The following is an 18,370-nucleotide window of genomic DNA, read 5'->3' on the forward strand; positions in this document are numbered from 1 at the left end:
ACCATATTAAAAAATAGGGTTTATCAGCTCACATAAACTATGTGTCACTCGTATTAATTAACCTTGTTCATTTTCAAGCCTCAAATATAGCCTGCTTTTATCATCAACCTGCTTACCATAATCGTTAAAATAGCAAAATTGCCAGTAATGAGAAGAAGCAAAATCTCAGTATACAATACAACAACCTCACCCCTATTCCGGTAAATTTGCTACAATGTGCCCAATTTTGATTTATCATTTAACCAAACTTTATACCAACTGATTTTATTAATACATTGAGAGAATGTTATGGGTTTTAATTGCGGCATCGTCGGCCTACCAAATGTGGGTAAATCCACCTTGTTTAATGCATTGACCAAAGCGGGTATCGCCGCTGAAAACTTTCCATTTTGTACCAAAGATCCCAATACGGGTATCGTACCAGTACCAGACCCACGCCTAAAGAAACTGGCTGATATCGTCAATCCTGAACGCGTGCTACCAACGACGATGGAGTTTGTTGATATCGCAGGTCTAGTCGCAGGCGCGTCAAAAGGCGAAGGCATGGGCAACCAGTTCCTAGCCAACATCCGAGAGACTGATGCAATTGCTCATGTTGTACGCTGTTTTGATGATGACAATGTCGTCCACGTTGATGGCCGCGTTAGCCCAATTGATGACATCGAAACTATCAATACCGAGCTTGCATTGGCAGATTTAGAAGCCGTTGAGCGCGCTATATTCAACTTAACTAAAAAAGCCAAAGGCGGTGACAAAGACGCTGGTGCTATGCTTGATATCTTCAAAAAAATTGAACCATTATTAGCAGATGGTCAGGCAGCACGCGCCGCCAATCTTGATGCAGATGAGAAAAAACTCATCAGAAGCTATGGTTTAATCACGCTAAAGCCAACCATGTATATTGCTAACGTCTCTGAGGATGGTTTTGAAAACAATCCTTACCTTGATGCCGTTCGCAACTATGCCACTGGTGAAGACTCTATCGTCATCGCGCTATGCAATCAAATCGAATCTGAAATCGCTCAGCTTGATGAAGACGACAAAAAAGACTTCCTAGCTGAGATGGATATGGAAGAAGCCGGTCTTGATCAAGTAATCCGTGGTGGTTATGACTTACTTGATATGCAAACTTACTTTACCGCTGGTGTAAAAGAAGTACGTGCTTGGACTGTCGCTATTGGCGCAACTGCCCCACAAGCTGCTGGCGTTATTCATACTGATTTTGAGCGCGGTTTCATTCGTGCCGAAGTCATTGCTTATGATGATTTCATCGAATACAACGGTGAAAAAGGCGCAGGCGCTGCTGGTAAATCGCGTCTGGAAGGCAAAACATACATCGTGCAAGATGGCGACGTGATGCATTTCCGTTTTAACGTATAACTTCAAGCGGTAAATAGCATTTAAAGTTAATAAGCCGATGTTGGAGATTCTCCATCATCGGCTTTATTTTACATACTAATTGTTATATTATAACATATCTTTATTTTTACTTATTTGAGGGTTTATATTATGGCTGCTTATTTCTCTTTTTCTAAACTCGCAGGTGCTGCGCTCATAGGCAGTGTGGTGACAGGTTCACTATTGGGCTGTCAACCTAGTACAGAAACGACAAAATCTGAAGACGTGGTACAAATGGATGAACATGCCGACCATGATCATGAAACACATGAGCACGAAGAACATGAGGGAGGTGAGCACGAAGGTCATGATCATGAAGAACATGAAGGGCACAATCACGAAGATCATGAAGGACATGAAGGACACGATCATGAAGGACATGAGGGTCATGACCATGCCAGTGCAGGCACGCCATTCTCTTGTGAGCCTACTGCTACTATTGGGGTTTCTTACGGTAACGACAGTACGCCACAGACAGCGACTCTACTCATCGATGGTCTCGAGTACGATTTAGCAGCTGCTGCTAATAGTGACACTGATAAGGCCATCTATACGAGTGATATTGGCTTAGATGATACTCATGGCATCATATGGCAAGTAAGTGGTGACAAGGCAACTTTGCTCAATAAAACATTGGACAGCAATGTGGCTATCGACGAGGAAGACATCCTTTTTAACTGCCAGAAATCTTAATGTAGTTCTCTGACTATATATCTGTATCAAGGGCGCTATTTTGCTATGCTATAGGCTCCCTTGGTTTCGGATGTTTAATATGCTAAGTACACCAACCTCTTTGCCGTCTCCTACCACACAATGGTCTCACCTTCTCAACTCACAGCGTCTTGGCGCTGCCAAAAAATTCAATGCCAATACAAGTACTCGCTCTCAGTTTCATAAAGACTATGACAGATTGGTGTTTTCGCATTCCTTTCGTCAGCTCAATCAAAAAACCCAAGTCCATCCGTTGACCAATCAGCTCGGCATTCATACTCGCTTAACCCATTCACTTGAGGTCTCCTGTATTGGACGCTCTTTAGCAATGATGGCAGCAGAGAAGCTCCATGATAAATTAGGCAATGGCCTACCAGCAGGTATCTCGCCAGCGGATGTTGGTGTCATTGTACAAGCCGCCTGCCTCGCTCATGATATTGGCAACCCGCCTTTTGGTCATGCAGGAGAATACGCCATTCGGGACTGGTTCAGGTTGCCTGAGCCGCAGACAATTTTGCAAACCTTGAGCCACCACGAGCAGCTAGACCTACTGGCATACGAAGGTAATGCGCAAGGGTTTAGATTACTCGTCAATAATGAGCACCATCCGGATAAAGGCGGCATGCGCCTTACTTGTGCGACCTTAGGTGCCTTTATGAAGTACCCTTGGTTGGCAACTCACAGTAACGATGTCAATGACAACCATTATAACGTGCAAAAATTTGGCTGCTTTTATAGCGAGGCGTCTCAACTAGAAGAGTTAGCTGCGTGTTTGCATTTACCGCGCTCAGAGCAACATGATGGCTTTGCGCGCCATCCATTGGCTTACCTGCTAGAAGCGGCAGATGATATCTGTTATGCGCTAATCGATTTAGAAGATGGCATCAATCTGAATATGCTAACCTATGGCGAAGTTGCCACGATATTTTATGAGCTGATTGGTGAGCGTCCAAGCAGCGTAAACTTGCCAGCGCATATGTCTGTCAGACAAAGTCTCGCCTCCCTGCGGGCACGAGCCATGATGCGTTTGGTCAATACCGTCACCGATGCTTTTGTAGCCAACAGTGATGCATTACTAGCTGGCACGTTGCAAGGCAGCCTATTTACCCATTGCGATACCAGTGTACAGAATGGTATCAATCAAGCTAAGCAGCTGGCACGCGAAAAAATATTTAATCATCCGAGCAAAGTAAGAATGGAGCTGATGGCCAATCAATGCTTGCATAGCCTATTGAATGCCTTTATGCCGCTCGCTTGGACTGGCTCTGAATCTGCTACTACGCAACTGCCGATGTCTTTTGAGCAGCAACGTCTGTTAAGATTGCTACAGCCACATCTTGACGAACATCGCCGCGTATTGTCAGACAATGTCTATCTCAATATTTTAAATATTTTAGATTTTATTACTGGCATGAATGACCATGAAGCATATCGATTGGCGCAAGAATTGCAGGGTCATTGGGGCACAATGGTTTAAAAAACCCGTGCAGGTTTGGTAAATTCACACGAATGACGTATTTCAGTCGTATTTATGCGTTGAAATGAGTATGATAAACACCTACTGGACAATTTTGAAATATTATGAGCAGTCGCGAACAAAAGAAACTTCAAACTCGGCACGCCTTTTTTAACGCCGTGCTCGATTTATGTATGACAGGGCAATCTTTTAGCTCTATCAGTCTCCGACAAGTAACGCGCGAGGTTGGCGTTGTGCCAACGGCATTTTATCGCCATTTTGATGACATGGAGTCGCTCGGGCGCGCTTTGGTCATTGAGGAATTGGGCGGTACACTAGCCACGTTAAGTGATAGCCTCCAGATTGGTCGCAAGCGTAGCTTTGATCGTCAGATAGCCAAAAGTATTCAGCTGTTTTTGTATATGGTCAGCGATCAGCCTTATTACTGGCAGTTTTTGGTCAGTGAGCGTTATGGTGGATCAGAAGCCGTACGAAAAGCCATTAATGAGTTGATTAAAAAACACGCTCAAAGCTTGGCAGACGACCTCGCATTACAGCCCGCTTTTACGCATATCAATGCTTATGACCGCCGTCTATTGGCTGAAGCTGGCGTAAATATGTTCTTTTCTTGGATTATTGATTGGTTGGAGCTGACCTATACGGAAGATCATGATGACGAAATTGATCTAGACGAAATCGAAGAAAATAAACAGCTGATGCTACATAACTGCACCCGCCAAGCACAGATGTTGTTTTATGGGGCTTATAACTGGAAATCTACGGAAGAAACGTGCTTAAAAGATTAGGCTGTGTCGAACAGTTATCTAGGGCGTGTCCTCATTTTAAAAATGGTGATAAAAATGAGATAAATTGCCGTCAAACGAGGAAAATAGTGCAGATAATATCGAGATATTGACCAACTATTTGACGATGTTTGGCAAAATTTAGCTGTTTTTAGCCCATTTAGAGGACACTCGTTTGAATTGAGGACACGCCCTAGGGTACTGACAAAGATTACTTTAGGTGATTCAACGTTAAAAACTGGGTCTAAATGCCCATAAACGCTGGGTCACCACTTTAATTTCTTTGGTCTTTTTACCGTCAGTACCATCTTTAGCAATGCTGTTATTGGGATTACTGCCTTGCCCCTCGCTAGCATCAGTCGCTATTTTGCTAATGAGCACGGTGGAAAATCGTTGTCTTTGTTGACCAATACTGCCATTATCAGTCGCTGTAATAAGCGCCATAAATGCTTGGCTATCAAATGCGAGCAGTGGTGTTAGCGCTTTTTTTTGCTCATCATTTAAGCTACCAAATATCGGCAATTGCCACACATCATCAATAGAGGCCAACGCCTGCTTTTCCCGCACATCAACCAGTGCTTGCATCTGTTGACTGGTTGCGTCATCTATCAATGCCGCCAATAAGACTGGACTGGCAGTATTGATATTGATAGGCACATCATAAGGAACCGCAGTAATATAAGGGCGCAATGTCGCTAGCACTTCCTCACTTATCCCCCGAACATCTTGCAACTGATCGACACTGACTAGTGCTTGATTGGGTAAGGTTTTATCCGCTGAGCCACTCGATTTCTGAGAATAAACCACACTCTCATCACCACCATCTTGATAAACTTCGCTGTCCGCATCTTGATAGTCAAGGATAGCAGTGGCAATATCAGGCTCTAGATTTAACTGTGTCAAAAGCCTTTGGAATGTGGCAACAGAGGCACTATTAACCGCACCATTTTGATATAAGTTATTAATATTAAAACGACTGGCTTCATCACGTAATTCGATGCTGATACTATGATTGGCTAAAAGATAAGGCGGTATTGGCTGGGCCCAAATATCCTGCTGGCTATCTGTGTCATTCAGCTTGTTGTCAGCACGAATCATTGTGATGGCTAACTGCTGACCAGCATTCATATCTTGCATCAGCTGATTTTGATCAAATAGCAGGCCACTACGTCGAATTGCTATCTTTTGACTAGCAAGCATCGCGCCCGCCACCACCGTAATGCTGACCACCAATAGTAGAATAGTGAGCAGCGCAACACCGCGCTGAGAGTTTGCGGTCATAGACATAAGCCGCCTTTATTATTGACCAAATGGTGCATGTTATATCCTACCTTCTCAATTACTATTATCCACACTGCCATTACCTGTATTACTGCTGTTACCGTCTTTATCGCTGTCGCTACTATCACTGGCTTTGTTATCAGCGACAGAGGAGTGACTGTTATGTGGTATCGGTTGCGGGGCCAGCGCCCACTGCCACGTAATAGGCATGTCTTGATAAGTAAAATCGACAGCCATACCTTTGGGCAGTAATAGCACTTCGGGCTTTGTGCTTGCGGTATTGGCCGTTTGTTCAGAGGCTGTATTCGTACTATGGTTATTACCGCTATTTGCACCAGGGAATTTGGTGCTCTGTTCAGGTAGATACGCTTGCCACCGCCCTGCTGTGACGCCTTCGAGCAACACACTGTCCAAGCTGATGCTATCACGCCCACCCTCCACACTGGTATATTGTCGGCGAATCAAACGCTCATCTGCAAAAATATATTCGATACGTTGGATACTATTGCTACTTTGATAACGTGGGTCAGGATCAGCAAAACGGATAAAGCTGACATGTTCAGCGTCTAAGCTCATAAAAGGCTCAGGTGGCACTATCTCACGTACTGGTGCTTGCTCGTTTGATTGAGGGGTCTTATTTGTGCTGTTGTTACTATTGTCGCTGTCGCTTGCACTGTTATTCGCCGTGCTGACATTCTGAGTATTTGGGATTTGATAAGGGATAATTTGACCCATATCTTGCTGCAGTTGCAGATAGGCATATTGCAAGACGGCCAAATTGTCAGCATGAAATTGGGCGCGTTCACGGGCGCGATTGACACCATCAAACACCTGCCAGCCTGCAACCGCAAGCATCGCAAATATTGCCATGGCGACCATTAGCTCAAGCAAAGTAAATCCACGTTGAAGTCTCATGGATTGTCTCCCGCTTGTTTGACATTGCGTGTACCTAAACCACTTAAATCTAAACTGCCCGTATCTTGCTCAGCATTACTCAACATCACACTGATATCCGTCACCGATGTGCGTGTCTGCCCATCTATGATGGGCGCAACGGCGATGTTTACTTCTTTTAATGCAGGCGTCACAGCATCACTGACCGTCATTACTATTTGCCAATTACGCCCTTGAGCATTGACAGTTTGAATGCGATTGGCCGTCAGCCATGTCTCTTGAATGCGTAACTCAGCAGCAGCATTTTGGGCGACAAAATGAGCGAGCGTACGAGTACGTAATATATCAACCGAGCTCAGATACGCGCTACTGGCACGGCTTGCCGCGACTGCCACCACTGCCAAAATAGCCAAGGCAACCATCACTTCAATGAGCGTGAAGCCACTCTCAGGCTTAGACTTGAGGGTGGTATGCTTAGTCTTCGTAGGGTATTGATACCATTTATTCACTATCATCGCTGTCCCATCGTCATACTACCATCTGGCATTATCGTAATCACTTCACCCACCAAACGCGCATCATGAAGCACCTCAATGGTAACAGGCGTCGCTTGTCCTGTGCCAAACCACAATACCTGCGGTACGGTTTGACTGCTAAACCAAGGCTGTAATGCTTGCCCCTGTCCTGTGCCGGATAAATGACTGGCATCCAAGCTTTGAACTCTAATACTGACGCCAGTGGGCAAATCAGGTAGGCTAACTTCTGGCTCAACCTCCCAGCTCGGTGTTGGCTGTTGAGCACCAGTAGCACCTGACATACTGGTCAAATCCGCAGACAGCTCCATTGAGTTTTTGGGGCGACTGTCCATGCTATCTGACGGGGCATCATTCGTTTGATAGGTAATATAAGGATTCGATAAGGTGACGATAACAGGGGCGACTTGACCTTGCTTATCTGCTTGCAAACGCAACCCCATTGGCTGCATACGCTCAGCTGATAGCAGTCGAACGTAACTCAACGAATCGGTAAGATGCTCATAAAAAGCGCGGTTTTTGCGGGATTCACTGCTCCCAACGGACAAGCTCATCATGCCAGCAAAGATGGACAAGATCACCACCACTACCACGATTTCTACCAATGTAAAACCCGTCTGTGCGGCGCTGTTTATTGATGAAGCAGATGATGAGTGACAGGCATTGGTTGAGAGCAAAGGGCTGCTACCACAGTGGCGTGCAGGTAGGCTATTTAAGCTACTTGGCCGCGAGGTTTGACCGATTAAAGCAAAAGGGCAAGTGGCCGCAGCGCTGGACTGAGTCTGGACAGTGACCGGCATATTGCACCTATAAGGCTACGCTTGAGTTTGATTATCATAGGATAAAAGCGGTGTTTGGAGAATATCAGAAGATGTGTGAAGCCATACTACACAACGTGCTGCAATATCAATTATTGCAACACGACGTATTAGAAACCCTAACCATCAATAGATACTTTAGTAGTTGGTGTTACGGTGCTCTTCTGACTCAGTCTCGATTTGCTCTACCAACTCTTGCATATCCTCATCCATGACCCCGTTATCGTCAGCAGGATAATGACTGGGCAACTCCAGCACTTGCTGAACAAAGGCATAACGCAAGGTATCGCGGCGGCCTAAATAGCGTTGATAAAAGCTTGAGTTCAATAGCCCTGCACCGCCTTGACCAATCGCCCAAATCGAAGAGAGATAATCACGAGTACTCAAATTACTGTGCTCGTCTTTTAAATACGTGCTGATGATATTAATCAAACGCTTCATACGCTGACGACGAATATCATACAGCTCGCCAAACAAACGATTAAGACCCGTCACTGATGCTGCCAACCGTTCTTCGATTTGGTTCAATAGCATGGCTTTTTGTGGATTGAATAACTGCTGAAAAATCATGCGGGCCACGCCTGCTGATGGGCAGTCATCAATACGGTTAATCTCAAACAGTTGCTCTTCATAACGAATAATAATACGCAAATAAAGCTCATCTTTACTGGAGAAATGTTTATATAGGGTGCCTTTAGCCAAATCAAGCTGATCTGCCAAACTGTCTAAAGTGATATCACCATCGCCTGACTCAAGCAGTAATTGTTCTGCCATCGCCAAGATGTTCTCTTCTCGTACCTTGAACTGATGCTGACGACTCATAATCTCTCCTAAAACTTGACAAGATTAAGCATATAACCATCATTTATGTTAGTGCATTTGGCAATGAGCGTATAAAACTATACAAGAACTGCTGGAATACCATAAAAGGGACATGCTTATATTTCTAAATAGCCACTAACAATCATACAGTTACATTCAATATTTTAGATATTAAATGGCATAAAACCATAAGACTGTTTCATAAATGACTGACTGGTCATAGCATAACCATTTTAACGATACTGTGCCAGTAAATTTTCAAAGTTTTTTGCAGTTAATGCGCCGATCTCATTGCTATCACACTCATACATGTCTGCGATAAAGCTGGCCACGTAAGGCACATACGCAGGCTCATTGGGGCGGCCACGCTTCGGGACAGGGGCTAGATATGGGCTATCTGTCTCGATTAATATCCTGTCTCTAGGCATTTTTCGCGCAGCATCTTGGATATTTTGGGCGCTTTTAAAGCTGACAATACCAGAGAATGAGATATAAAAACCTAAATCCAGCGCACGCTTTGCGGTCTCCCAGTCTTCGGTAAAACAATGAATAATGCCATGCTCAGCACCTTCGCTTTTTAGGATACCGATTGTATCCTCTTTTGCATCACGCATATGTATGACAAGCGGTTTTTTTAGTTGCTGGCTAGCATGGATATGACGTGCAAGACTGGCTTGCTGCTCTTTTTTATTTTCCGTAGACCAATAATAATCTAGCCCCGTCTCTCCTATTGCCCAGACATGCTCTGCATCAGCAGTCTCTATCAGACGATCTACAGTCGCTGATTTCAGTATATCGATATTTTCACAAGGATGAATACCCACACTCATGCCTAAATTTAGTGTTTCGTCACCATAGGTACTGACAATAGTGGCAATCTCGTCATACTCCGCAAAATCACACATGATTGCCATCGCACGAGACACATTAGCAGCTTTCATGGCATCAATTGCACCGGACAATTTACCATCGTACTTTGTTAAATCTAAACGGTTGAGGTGACAGTGGCTGTCTGTAAACATAAATAATCTCGTTATTAAAACTTTATCAGTAAAAAGTATGGGAATTAAAAAGTTAAATGCTCATTTTGTTGATTGCTTTGAAGAGCGCTGTTTTCAAGTAGCCTAATGTTTTCTACGCTTAAAATACATGATGCTAGGGCATGTCCTCAATTCAAACAATAAGTTATCTAACTGGGCTAAAAATGGCTAAATTTTGCCAAACATCGTCAAATAGCTGGTCAATATCTCGATATTATCGACACTATTTTTCTCGTTTGACGGCAATTTATCTCATTTTTATCACCACTTGTGAAATGAGGACACACCCTAATTAAGCGGCACTACTCGCATCACCTCTTCTATGGTCGTCACGCCTTCGCTAATGCGCTTGGCACCCGATAAGCGCAACGGCTGCACACCTTCGCGGTACGCTTGCTGTTTCAACACATCTAGATTTGCATCGGCGGCGACCAGCTTTTTTAAGTCATTGGACAACGGCATGATTTCATAAAGGCCGACTCGCCCCTGATAACCCGTGTGTCGACAGTGCTCACAACCCTGCGCGGTATAAATTTGGGCAGGCGCTGGTGCACGCCAAGGCTGAACCAATTCCTGCCACTGAACAGCCATTTCGCTATCTGGCGTCACCTCTACCGCTTTTTTACAGTGTGGACATAAGGTACGTAGCAAACGCTGTGCCATCACTCCTAATATAGTCGCTGACGTCAAAAATGGCTGAATACCCAAATCATGCAAACGAGTGATAGAGCTTGGCGCATCGTTCGTATGCAATGTTGAGAGCACCAAATGCCCTGTCAATGAAGCTTGTACCGCCATATTGGCAGTTTCTGCATCACGAATCTCTCCGACCATGATGATGTCAGGGTCTTGCCGCATTAAAGAGCGTATCCCATCAGCAAAATGTAGATCAACCCCAGCATTGACCTGCATTTGATTAAAAGCAGGCTCTATCATCTCAATCGGATCTTCGATGGTACAAACGTTAACTTGCTCCGTAGCAAGCTGTTTAAGCGTACTGTATAAGGTCGTGGTCTTACCCGAACCTGTCGGCCCAGTGACCAAAATAATGCCGTTTGGATGAGCCGTCAATTCATGCCACGTTTCAAGCTGCTTACCCGATAGCCCAAGCTGCGCAAATGAGCGTACCAGCACTTCAGGGTCAAATACACGCATGACCAATTTTTCACCAAAGGCAGTAGGCATGGTAGATAGTCGAAGCTCAGTTTCCAGTCCCTTTGGCGTCCGCGTCTTTAAACGACCATCTTGCGGTTTACGCTTTTCTGCAACATTGAGCCGCCCTAAGATTTTGATACGCGCAGTCACCGCGACGATGATTGCCAATGGCATTTCATACACCGTATGGAGCACACCATCGATACGGAAGCGTACCTTGCCTGTCTCACGACGTGGCTCTAAATGAATATCACTGGCACGTTGCTCAAAGGCATACTGCAATAGCCAATCAACGACTCTGACGATATGCTGATCGTTGGCATCGGGGTTGTTATTGTCACCCAACTGCAATAACGCCTCAACATTGGTCACATCAGCGGCGGCTCGCTTATGGACACTGTTTGCCCCTGCTATCGCTTGCGTCACTTGATAGAACTCTTGGCGATAGCGCTTAATCTGCTCAGGATTGATATAGACCGTACGATAGCTTTTCGACTTGATTAACTTTTCAATATTCAAATGCCAATCGGTATAAAAAGGCTGATCTGTTCCGACAACGACTTCATCTATCGTAATCTCAATCGGCAAAATATGCTGTGAACGGGCATATTCAAATGACATTAATTGTGTCACCGCTGGGACATCCACTTTTAATGGATCAATACGAACAAGAGGCATATCTGCTTTGGCCGCGAGCCACTGATTGAGCCACGCCAATGTTAATTTTTTTTCAGCGCTGCTGTCCGTCGCATGACCATTCGGCAACCCAAACTCACTAATCGTCAGCAGCGGATGCTGTGCTTTGTCACGACGGCTGGTCATCACTAAATTGTAACCACGCTGATCAATCACTTTGTCTGCCAACAGCTCATCTAGACACCAACGCAAATCAATCACTATCGAATATTTTTGAGCAGACATATTTTTCTTCTTTTATTGTTTTGAGGTATTTTACCAAAGAGAACATCCATCAAGGCCAACTATACTGTGACCACAGCGGTTATCTGTAGCTGTTCTGATGCCATCAGTTGAAAGCTCACATCAACAGACTTATAACGCATGACAAATGGCGTGGCTATCTCTTTACGGCGATAAGCGGGGCGCGGATCTTGCGCAATTAACTCTTTGATGATGCTGATATCAGAGGCGATCAATTGACTTTGTATATTATGGACCATAGCAGCAACTGTAGCACTTTTTGCGACTTTTTTTGCATCACCACTACTTGCATCACCAGTATTAAGGTCAACAGGCGCACCTGCGCTCACTAGCATCGCAAATTGCTCGACAGCGGCCTCTGTCATAGTCACCTCTAGCAACGCTGGCGCAGTTGGTGCAAACCCACTCTCTGCCTGTGTGAGCGCATCGCTATAGGCCACATACGGCTTTATGTCGATAATCGGAGTGCCATCTATCATATCAGCCCCTTTAACAATAAGTAATACGCGACCTTGCACTATTTTTATCTGTTCGAGCTTGACGACAGACAGCCCCAATCCTGATGGGCGATACATGCTGCGACTGGCAAACACCCCTATTTTTTGATTGCCGCCCAACCTTGGCGGTCGCACTTGAGCGCGAAAGCGACTACTCGTTTCATTGTTATTTTTATATCGGTAATTATGATGAAACTGCCAACTGACCCATATATAACTAAACTTGTCCAAACCATCAAAGGCAGCTGGCGTATCGTATGGCGCTAGCATCTCAATCACACTGGTCAATGCGACCAAATTTGGCTGGCGCGGCGCACCAAATTTCTGCGACAGGGGTGCTCGATGATAGCCAATAATAGGGGCTCGATGGTCGTTATCTAATAGTGGATTGTCATCAAGCATAGGCCAACTCCGGTAATCAAAACTGCCTTTATCAAACAGCTCTGTCAAATGATACAAAATTACTCACTAACGATATTCCATTTTATCATGCTAGAGAATCACTGCTAGACGGATTTTTATTTTAAAGTTTGGTATTATGAGCAAGAAATTTGATGAGAGTCATTTACATTTGAGCTATCTGATACATAACGCTGTCATCATTGATATAAATTTAGTGCGTGTCATCACTTACTATTTTATGAAAAAACAACCGTTTCGACACCTACTGAAAGACTGCTACGTTTTTATAATGTTTAACCTATCATTGAAAATTCTGATTTAATACTCATTCAAACTTAACGACACAGATTGCAACTTATTAACGAGGACTTTATGTCAAAACTTCGCACCGAAACGGTCACAGAGGTTCATCACTGGAATGACGCTCTATTTAGTATCAAAACCACTCGTGACGATGGCTTACGCTTTCGTAATGGCGAATTTGCGATGATTGGACTTGTTGTCGATGGCAAGCCTCTCTTGCGCGCTTACTCAATTGCTAGCCCTAACTACGAAGACCACTTAGAATTCTTTTCTATCAAAGTTCAAGATGGTCCCCTAACCTCACGTTTGCAGCATATCAAAGTGGGTGACGAGCTATTGGTCAGCAAAAAACCAACGGGCACACTAGTATTGGACGATCTACTACCAGGCAAAAACCTGTATATGCTCTCTACTGGTACTGGCCTTGCGCCTTTCTTGTCACTGGCGCGCGACCCTGAAGTGTATGAGCGCTTTGACAAAATCATTTTGGTACATGGCGTACGTCATGTCGATGATTTGGCCTATCGTGAGATGTTCGAAAACGAGCTGCCTAATGATGAAATATTTGGTGAATGGTATCGTGAAAAATTCATCTATTATCCGACCGTCACTCGTGAAGCGTTCAAAAACCAAGGACGTGTCACAGATTTGATGACATCGGGCAAACTGTTCGAAGATATCGGTCTACCACCGATGAACAAAGACGATGATCGTGTGATGATTTGTGGCAGTATGCCATTCAATGCTGAAATTTCAGCCATTCTAGATGACTTTGGTTTAACCGTTTCACCACGTATGGGTGTGCAAGCAGATTATGCGGTCGAACGTGCCTTTGTCGGATAGGCAATGATAGAAAATATAGGGTTTTTTGATTTAATTGCAAATTATATAAAATAATTCTTGACGATAAAAAATAGCCTGCTATAATACGCAACCTATACAGAGCTAACCCTGTAGCCCAATTCGATAATATCTATATGATAGACATTATTACCTAACATGCCAGTGTGATGGAATTGGTAGACATGACGGATTCAAAATCCGTTGCCTAATAAGCGTGTCGGTTCGAGTCCGACCACTGGTACCAATATATAGTTCTATACTACCTTATAGAATAGCTAAAGCCCCTGATATCAGGGGCTTTGTTGTATCTGGCGTTCTATACTGTCCTGCTATATCTATCCCAATCCATGCATCTGATGTACACTACTATATACACTGGTTTTTAAATGTACATTGGGGTATCAGTCATGGAAGCACGTAAACCTATCAGCTCCGATCGCAGCATCAGTAGTCATAAAGCCGATGACAAAGAATAATACCTAGTCTCTGTCAGAAACCATCCTAAGCTATTCTTAATGGTACGTCCTACTGAAACTAAATCATGGATGTATCGCTACTACCCGCCTTCAGATCCTAAGCAAAGCATTATTTCCATCGGTATATATCCAAGTATCTCGTATGCTCGTGCCTGTGAAGTTTGGCGTGAATATGAAGACCTACTAAGCAAAGGTATTGATCCAAAAGTCCACCGTGAATAATTAAAGAATAGTATTATTAGTAAAACTAAAAACTCTTTTAGTCATTTTGCTTGGGAGTATTTTGGTAGCTTAGAGCAGACTCAAAAAGGTAATACGTTAATTCGTAAGAGAGGCCGTTTAGAGCTTATCTGCTCTTATATTGGTAATGAACCTATTAGTGACATTGGTTCACCTAGAATGCTCGAAGTTTTACTAGACATCCAAGCTAACTCATTAAATAGAGCTGGCAAGCCCACAGATAAGGCTGAACGCTGTGCAGGTATCGCTAGTGACGTATTTGTCTATGCAGGAGCTCGTGGATTCTGTAGTAGCAATCCTGCGGCGCTGATTAAGAGTCAATTAGCTAAGTCTAGCTATGGCCATCGTCCGGCCATTACTAAGCCTAAAGATTTGGCTAAACTATTGCGAGCTGTTGAAACCATAGAAGGTGATCCAAACACAATCAACTCCCTTAGGCTATTGGCGTTACTATTCGTGCGTAATGGGGATTTAAGACATATGCGTTGGGCTGATGTAGATTTGGAGACTGGTAGGTGGCAATTAAAGCCGTTAAAAGGCCAAGGTAAGGTGAATATGGTCAAAGATATGGTAGTCCCCCTACCTCATCAAGCCATATCTATATTGCGTGAACAACAAAAGATCAATGGCCACACTGAGTATGTCTTCTTTAGTCAGACGGCAAAAAAGCACCAGATCATATCTGAAAATACGGCAAACAAACGTCTCAAGGATTTAGGCTATCAAAACGTACATTGTGCTCACGGCTTTAGAGCTACTGCGAAGACTATCCTGCAAGAGCAACTAAAGTACTCTCTTGTTCTTGTTGAAATGGCATTAGGTCATACCACTAAAGATCCTAATGGAAGCGCTTACGGTCGATTTGAGTATATTGATGATCGTAGCGATATGATGCAGAAGTGGGCAGACTATTTAGATGCTTTGCGGGAAGGAAGAGATACAGCAGAGTTTAAAGCAGATGCACAAACTAAAGGCGACTCTACAGCTCAGCTGCAAGCACTCATAGATCAGCTGGGTGAAGACAAGGTACGAGAGCTATTGGGAAACAAAGGTTAAAATACTGCTTTCTAAGTAAATTGAACCATATACTATCTATTAAAAGACGTTTTATATAAAGACGAAATCATATACGCAGTCATGCATAAAAAAGCTGTGATAATGAATTTTAGATAGTAAACCTATGGCGTGTTATCAAGTAGATAATAAGTCCCAAAAATTGTCTAATACTCAAAGCTCTATCTTTAATTTAACGTTCGATAACCATCACATCCATCTTGATCGCCATTATCACAAGATTTACCAAACCATTCTTTGGCAGTTGCATAATCCTGACGCACGCCTTCGCCTTTGGCATACATCGCTCCAAGGTTATGTTGAGCTTGAGCAAGCCCTTGGTTAGCGGCTTTTGTATACCATTCAATGGCTTTGGCATAATTCTGATGAACACCTTCGCCTGCACCATACATCGACCCAAGCTGGTATTGAGCTTGAGCAAACCCTTGGTCAGCAGATCTTTCAAACCACTCAACCGCCTTAGCATAATCCTGACGCACACCTAAGCCCTTTTCGTACATGACTCCAAAAGTATATTGAGATTCAACAAACCCTTGACTCGCCGATTTTTGATACCACTCAAACGCCTTGGCATAATCCTGACGCACGCCTTCGCCTTTGGCATACACCGCTCCAAGGTTATGTTGAGCCTTGGCATATCCTTGACTCGCCGATTTTTCAAACCACTCAACTGTCTTAGCATAATCCTGACACACACCATTACCCTCGTAATACATCAACCCAAGGTTAGATTGCGCAGTTTCATTGCCTTGGTTAGCCGATTTTTCATACCACTCAAACGCCTTAGCATAATCCTGAGGTACGCCTAAGCCTTTTTCATACATTACTCCAAGGTTAGATTGAGCCCTAGCATATCCTTGACTCGCCGATTCTTGATACCACTCAAACGCCTTAGCATAATCCTGAGACACGCCTAAGCCCTTTTCATACATTACTCCAAGGTTAGATTGCGCAGTTTTATTACCTTGGTTAGCTGCTTTTTGATACCACTCAAACGCCTTAGCATAATCCTGACGCACGCCTTCGCCAAAGTAATACATTATTCCAATAAGCACTTGAGCATCAGCATCCCCTTGATCAGCAGATTTTTGGCGCCACTCAAACGCCTTAGCATAGTCCTGACGTACTCCTAAGCCTTTGCTATACATCAACCCAAGACTGTATTGAACATCCGAATTACCTTGATTAGCAGGTTTCTCAAACCACTCGGCCGCCTTAGCATAATCCTGACGTACTCCTTTGCCATTGTAATACATCACGCCAAGGTTATATTGGGCATCAGCATCGCCTTGATTAGCAGATTTTTGGTACCATTCAACCGCCTTAGTATAATCCTGACGTACTCCTAAGCCGTCATAGTACATCGCTCCAAGGTTATATTGAGCATCGGCATCGCCTTGATTAGCAGATTTTTCATACCACTCAGCCGCCTTAGCATAATCCTGACGTACTCCTAAGCCGTCATAGTACATCGCTCCAAGTTTATATTGGGCATCGGCATCGCCTTGATTAGCAGATTTTTCATACCACTCAGCCGCCTTAGCATAATCCTGACGTACTCCTTTGCCTTCGAAATACATCAACCCAAGACTGTATTGAACATCCGAATTACCTTGATTAGCAGATTTTTCAAACCACTCAAATGCCTTGGCATAATCCTGACGCACGCCTTCGCCAAAGTAATACATTATTCCAATAAGCACTTGAGCATCAGCATCCCCTTGATCAGCAGATTTTTGGCGCCACTCAAACGCCTTAGCATAATCCTGACGTACTCCTAAGCCTTTGCTATACATCACTCCAAGGTTATATTGGGCATCAGCATCGCCTTGATTGGCAGATTTTTCATACCATTCAGCTGCCTTGACATAATCCTGACGCACGCCTAAGCCTTTGCTATACATCACTCCAAGGTTGTATTGAGCCTTAGCCTTCCCTTGATTGGCAGACTTTTCAATCCACTGCGCAGCCTTAGCGTAGTCCTGACGCACCCCTTCGCCGTTGTCGTACATCACTCCAAGATTATATTGAGCCTCAGCATCGCCTTGATTAGCAAGCTTTAGAGTTTGGCTAAAATCAGCGGCCATCGCTGAAACAGAAAGCATTGCTGCTGCCAAAAAGAGGGTAGTTTTACGTACTAACGAGGTATTCGTGAGGATCATAGCAAGGCTCTGTTGATTGATTTTCTGGGATATATATTTGTGCGTTATTGCTATGATAGCAGAACAGTTTTCGAGTAACCGACCCGATGACTTTTTCGCGTCAAAATCATTTACCATAAACTCTGTTATGGGAAGAAGGGCTGCGATCTAGTGAGGAATTGAATATCGAGCTCTATGCTAATGATGTCAATAACCGGAGCATGTAGCTGAAGCAAGCGTTTTTGTTATAATCTATCGAGTAAGTAGTTTGTCGATAGATTGCATACACTCCTTTTGCGGTAATACAAACTCCCCTCCCATATCCATTGCTATTAGGCTATGCAAATCACTATGAAGCTCGCAAGGTATTTCACTAGAATGATTTAGCAAAAACTTCATGGCTTGTGTTGATACTTTAAGAAGTTGATAATCAATCAGTATCTGTCTTTTTAGTTCTAATAACTCAATTTCCATTATTTCATTCATATTTTTACTACTACAAATCTAGTTAACTTAATGACATAACTCTTTAACTATGGGTGGG

The 18,370-nt window shown here is 43.8% G+C and carries 16 protein-coding genes, 1 tRNA gene and 1 pseudogene; 8 read left to right on the forward strand and 10 right to left on the reverse strand.

Annotated elements, in window-relative coordinates; genetic code table 11:
• Positions 1 to 288 precede the first annotated feature (288 nt).
• From ychF to QL982_RS05380, 4 genes are all read left to right on the forward strand, one after another.
• Positions 289 to 1,380, forward strand: a complete 1,092-nt coding sequence (gene ychF, locus QL982_RS05365; RefSeq protein ID WP_110923079.1) for a redox-regulated ATPase YchF — start codon at positions 289 to 291, stop codon at positions 1,378 to 1,380.
• A gap of 129 nt (positions 1,381 to 1,509) precedes the next feature.
• Positions 1,510 to 2,091 (forward strand): hypothetical protein, encoded by a 582-nt coding sequence (locus QL982_RS05370; RefSeq protein WP_290164140.1) that lies wholly within the window; start codon positions 1,510 to 1,512, stop codon positions 2,089 to 2,091.
• A gap of 79 nt (positions 2,092 to 2,170) precedes the next feature.
• Positions 2,171 to 3,586 (forward strand): deoxyguanosinetriphosphate triphosphohydrolase, encoded by a 1,416-nt coding sequence (locus tag QL982_RS05375; RefSeq protein ID WP_290164139.1) that lies wholly within the window; start codon positions 2,171 to 2,173, stop codon positions 3,584 to 3,586.
• Positions 3,587 to 3,690: 104 nt separating this feature from the next.
• A complete protein-coding gene (locus tag QL982_RS05380; protein WP_290164138.1) occupies positions 3,691 to 4,371 on the forward strand; it encodes a TetR family transcriptional regulator in 681 nt (226 codons plus the stop codon).
• 228 nt (positions 4,372 to 4,599) lie between these two features.
• Here the strand turns inward: QL982_RS05380 and gspK are convergent, their stop codons facing one another.
• The 8 genes from gspK to tsaA all read right to left on the reverse strand — a co-directional run bounded on the left by gspK (position 4,600) and on the right by tsaA (position 12,749).
• Complete coding sequence (gene gspK, locus QL982_RS05385; RefSeq protein ID WP_290162254.1) at positions 4,600 to 5,649, reverse strand: type II secretion system minor pseudopilin GspK; 1,050 nt, start codon at positions 5,647 to 5,649, stop codon at positions 4,600 to 4,602.
• A gap of 54 nt (positions 5,650 to 5,703) precedes the next feature.
• A complete protein-coding gene (locus tag QL982_RS05390; protein ID WP_290162256.1) occupies positions 5,704 to 6,564 on the reverse strand; it encodes a prepilin-type N-terminal cleavage/methylation domain-containing protein in 861 nt (286 codons plus the stop codon).
• Positions 6,561 to 7,058, reverse strand: coding sequence for a type II secretion system minor pseudopilin GspI (gene gspI / locus QL982_RS05395; protein ID WP_290162258.1), 498 nt, complete (start codon positions 7,056 to 7,058; stop codon positions 6,561 to 6,563). The genes QL982_RS05390 and gspI overlap by 4 nt, the downstream gene beginning before the upstream one ends.
• On the reverse strand, positions 7,055 to 7,876 hold the full coding sequence (locus QL982_RS05400; RefSeq protein WP_290162260.1) for a prepilin-type N-terminal cleavage/methylation domain-containing protein: 822 nt from the start codon (positions 7,874 to 7,876) through the stop codon (positions 7,055 to 7,057). Before QL982_RS05400 ends, gspI begins: the two co-directional genes overlap by 4 nt.
• 156 nt (positions 7,877 to 8,032) lie before the next feature.
• Positions 8,033 to 8,716, reverse strand: a complete 684-nt coding sequence (locus QL982_RS05405; protein ID WP_290162262.1) for a TetR/AcrR family transcriptional regulator — start codon at positions 8,714 to 8,716, stop codon at positions 8,033 to 8,035.
• 233 nt (positions 8,717 to 8,949) lie between these two features.
• Positions 8,950 to 9,738, reverse strand: coding sequence for a TatD family hydrolase (locus QL982_RS05410; protein WP_290162264.1), 789 nt, complete (start codon positions 9,736 to 9,738; stop codon positions 8,950 to 8,952).
• Between the two features lie 306 nt (positions 9,739 to 10,044).
• Positions 10,045 to 11,832, reverse strand: coding sequence for a GspE/PulE family protein (locus QL982_RS05415; protein WP_290164314.1), 1,788 nt, complete (start codon positions 11,830 to 11,832; stop codon positions 10,045 to 10,047).
• 59 nt (positions 11,833 to 11,891) lie between these two features.
• Entirely contained in the window at positions 11,892 to 12,749 is an 858-nt protein-coding gene (gene tsaA / locus QL982_RS05420; protein ID WP_290164335.1) for a tRNA (N6-threonylcarbamoyladenosine(37)-N6)-methyltransferase TrmO, read from the reverse strand.
• A gap of 372 nt (positions 12,750 to 13,121) precedes the next feature.
• Here tsaA and QL982_RS05425 point away from each other — a divergent pair, with 372 nt between their 5' ends.
• The 4 genes and pseudogenes from QL982_RS05425 (at position 13,122) to QL982_RS05440 (ending at position 15,667) form a co-directional block, all read left to right on the forward strand.
• Positions 13,122 to 13,895, forward strand: a complete 774-nt coding sequence (locus tag QL982_RS05425) for a ferredoxin--NADP reductase (protein WP_290164315.1) — start codon at positions 13,122 to 13,124, stop codon at positions 13,893 to 13,895.
• Positions 13,896 to 14,053: 158 nt separating this feature from the next.
• Positions 14,054 to 14,139, forward strand: a tRNA-Leu gene (locus tag QL982_RS05430).
• A 268-nt stretch (positions 14,140 to 14,407) separates the two neighbouring features.
• Positions 14,408 to 14,593: pseudogene (locus tag QL982_RS05435) on the forward strand (Arm DNA-binding domain-containing protein); the annotation flags it as partial.
• Positions 14,594 to 14,770: 177 nt separating this feature from the next.
• Positions 14,771 to 15,667: a site-specific integrase gene (locus QL982_RS05440; RefSeq protein ID WP_290164317.1), complete on the forward strand. Its 897-nt coding sequence runs from the start codon at positions 14,771 to 14,773 to the stop codon at positions 15,665 to 15,667.
• Between the two features lie 185 nt (positions 15,668 to 15,852).
• On the opposite strand, the gene QL982_RS05445 is transcribed toward QL982_RS05440, so the two are convergent.
• Both QL982_RS05445 and QL982_RS05450 read right to left on the reverse strand, forming a co-directional pair.
• Positions 15,853 to 17,790 carry a tetratricopeptide repeat protein gene (locus QL982_RS05445; protein ID WP_290190208.1) on the reverse strand — a complete coding sequence of 646 codons (1,938 nt, stop codon included), beginning with the start codon at positions 17,788 to 17,790 and terminating at the stop codon, positions 15,853 to 15,855.
• A 288-nt stretch (positions 17,791 to 18,078) separates the two neighbouring features.
• The gene (locus tag QL982_RS05450; protein WP_290164322.1) at positions 18,079 to 18,312 is read right to left on the reverse strand and encodes a hypothetical protein; all 234 of its coding nucleotides are present in this window, start codon (positions 18,310 to 18,312) and stop codon (positions 18,079 to 18,081) included.
• Between the last annotated feature and the right edge of the window lie 58 nt (positions 18,313 to 18,370).

Source organism: Psychrobacter sp. 5A.1, from assembly GCF_030407455.1.
Classification (GTDB): Bacteria; Pseudomonadota; Gammaproteobacteria; order Pseudomonadales; family Moraxellaceae; genus Psychrobacter.

What these genes read in the sequence shown, in the direction of transcription:
- QL982_RS05400 (WP_290162260.1), bottom strand. Translation starts at nt 7,876, where the DNA reads ATGCCGGTCACTGTCCAGACTCAGTCCAGCGCTGCGGCCACTTGCCCT.
- QL982_RS05375 (WP_290164139.1), top strand. Translation starts at nt 2,171, where the DNA reads ATGCTAAGTACACCAACCTCTTTGCCGTCTCCTACCACACAATGGTCT.
- QL982_RS05415 (WP_290164314.1), bottom strand. Translation starts at nt 11,832, where the DNA reads ATGTCTGCTCAAAAATATTCGATAGTGATTGATTTGCGTTGGTGTCTA.
- QL982_RS05380 (WP_290164138.1), top strand. Translation starts at nt 3,691, where the DNA reads ATGAGCAGTCGCGAACAAAAGAAACTTCAAACTCGGCACGCCTTTTTT.
- QL982_RS05410 (WP_290162264.1), bottom strand. Translation starts at nt 9,738, where the DNA reads ATGTTTACAGACAGCCACTGTCACCTCAACCGTTTAGATTTAACAAAG.
- gspK (WP_290162254.1), bottom strand. Translation starts at nt 5,649, where the DNA reads ATGACCGCAAACTCTCAGCGCGGTGTTGCGCTGCTCACTATTCTACTA.
- QL982_RS05405 (WP_290162262.1), bottom strand. Translation starts at nt 8,716, where the DNA reads ATGAGTCGTCAGCATCAGTTCAAGGTACGAGAAGAGAACATCTTGGCG.
- QL982_RS05450 (WP_290164322.1), bottom strand. Translation starts at nt 18,312, where the DNA reads ATGAATGAAATAATGGAAATTGAGTTATTAGAACTAAAAAGACAGATA.
- QL982_RS05445 (WP_290190208.1), bottom strand. Translation starts at nt 17,790, where the DNA reads ATGCTTTCTGTTTCAGCGATGGCCGCTGATTTTAGCCAAACTCTAAAG.
- QL982_RS05440 (WP_290164317.1), top strand. Translation starts at nt 14,771, where the DNA reads ATGCTCGAAGTTTTACTAGACATCCAAGCTAACTCATTAAATAGAGCT.
- gspI (WP_290162258.1), bottom strand. Translation starts at nt 7,058, where the DNA reads ATGATAGTGAATAAATGGTATCAATACCCTACGAAGACTAAGCATACC.
- QL982_RS05425 (WP_290164315.1), top strand. Translation starts at nt 13,122, where the DNA reads ATGTCAAAACTTCGCACCGAAACGGTCACAGAGGTTCATCACTGGAAT.
- QL982_RS05390 (WP_290162256.1), bottom strand. Translation starts at nt 6,564, where the DNA reads ATGAGACTTCAACGTGGATTTACTTTGCTTGAGCTAATGGTCGCCATG.
- tsaA (WP_290164335.1), bottom strand. Translation starts at nt 12,749, where the DNA reads ATGCTTGATGACAATCCACTATTAGATAACGACCATCGAGCCCCTATT.
- ychF (WP_110923079.1), top strand. Translation starts at nt 289, where the DNA reads ATGGGTTTTAATTGCGGCATCGTCGGCCTACCAAATGTGGGTAAATCC.
- QL982_RS05370 (WP_290164140.1), top strand. Translation starts at nt 1,510, where the DNA reads ATGGCTGCTTATTTCTCTTTTTCTAAACTCGCAGGTGCTGCGCTCATA.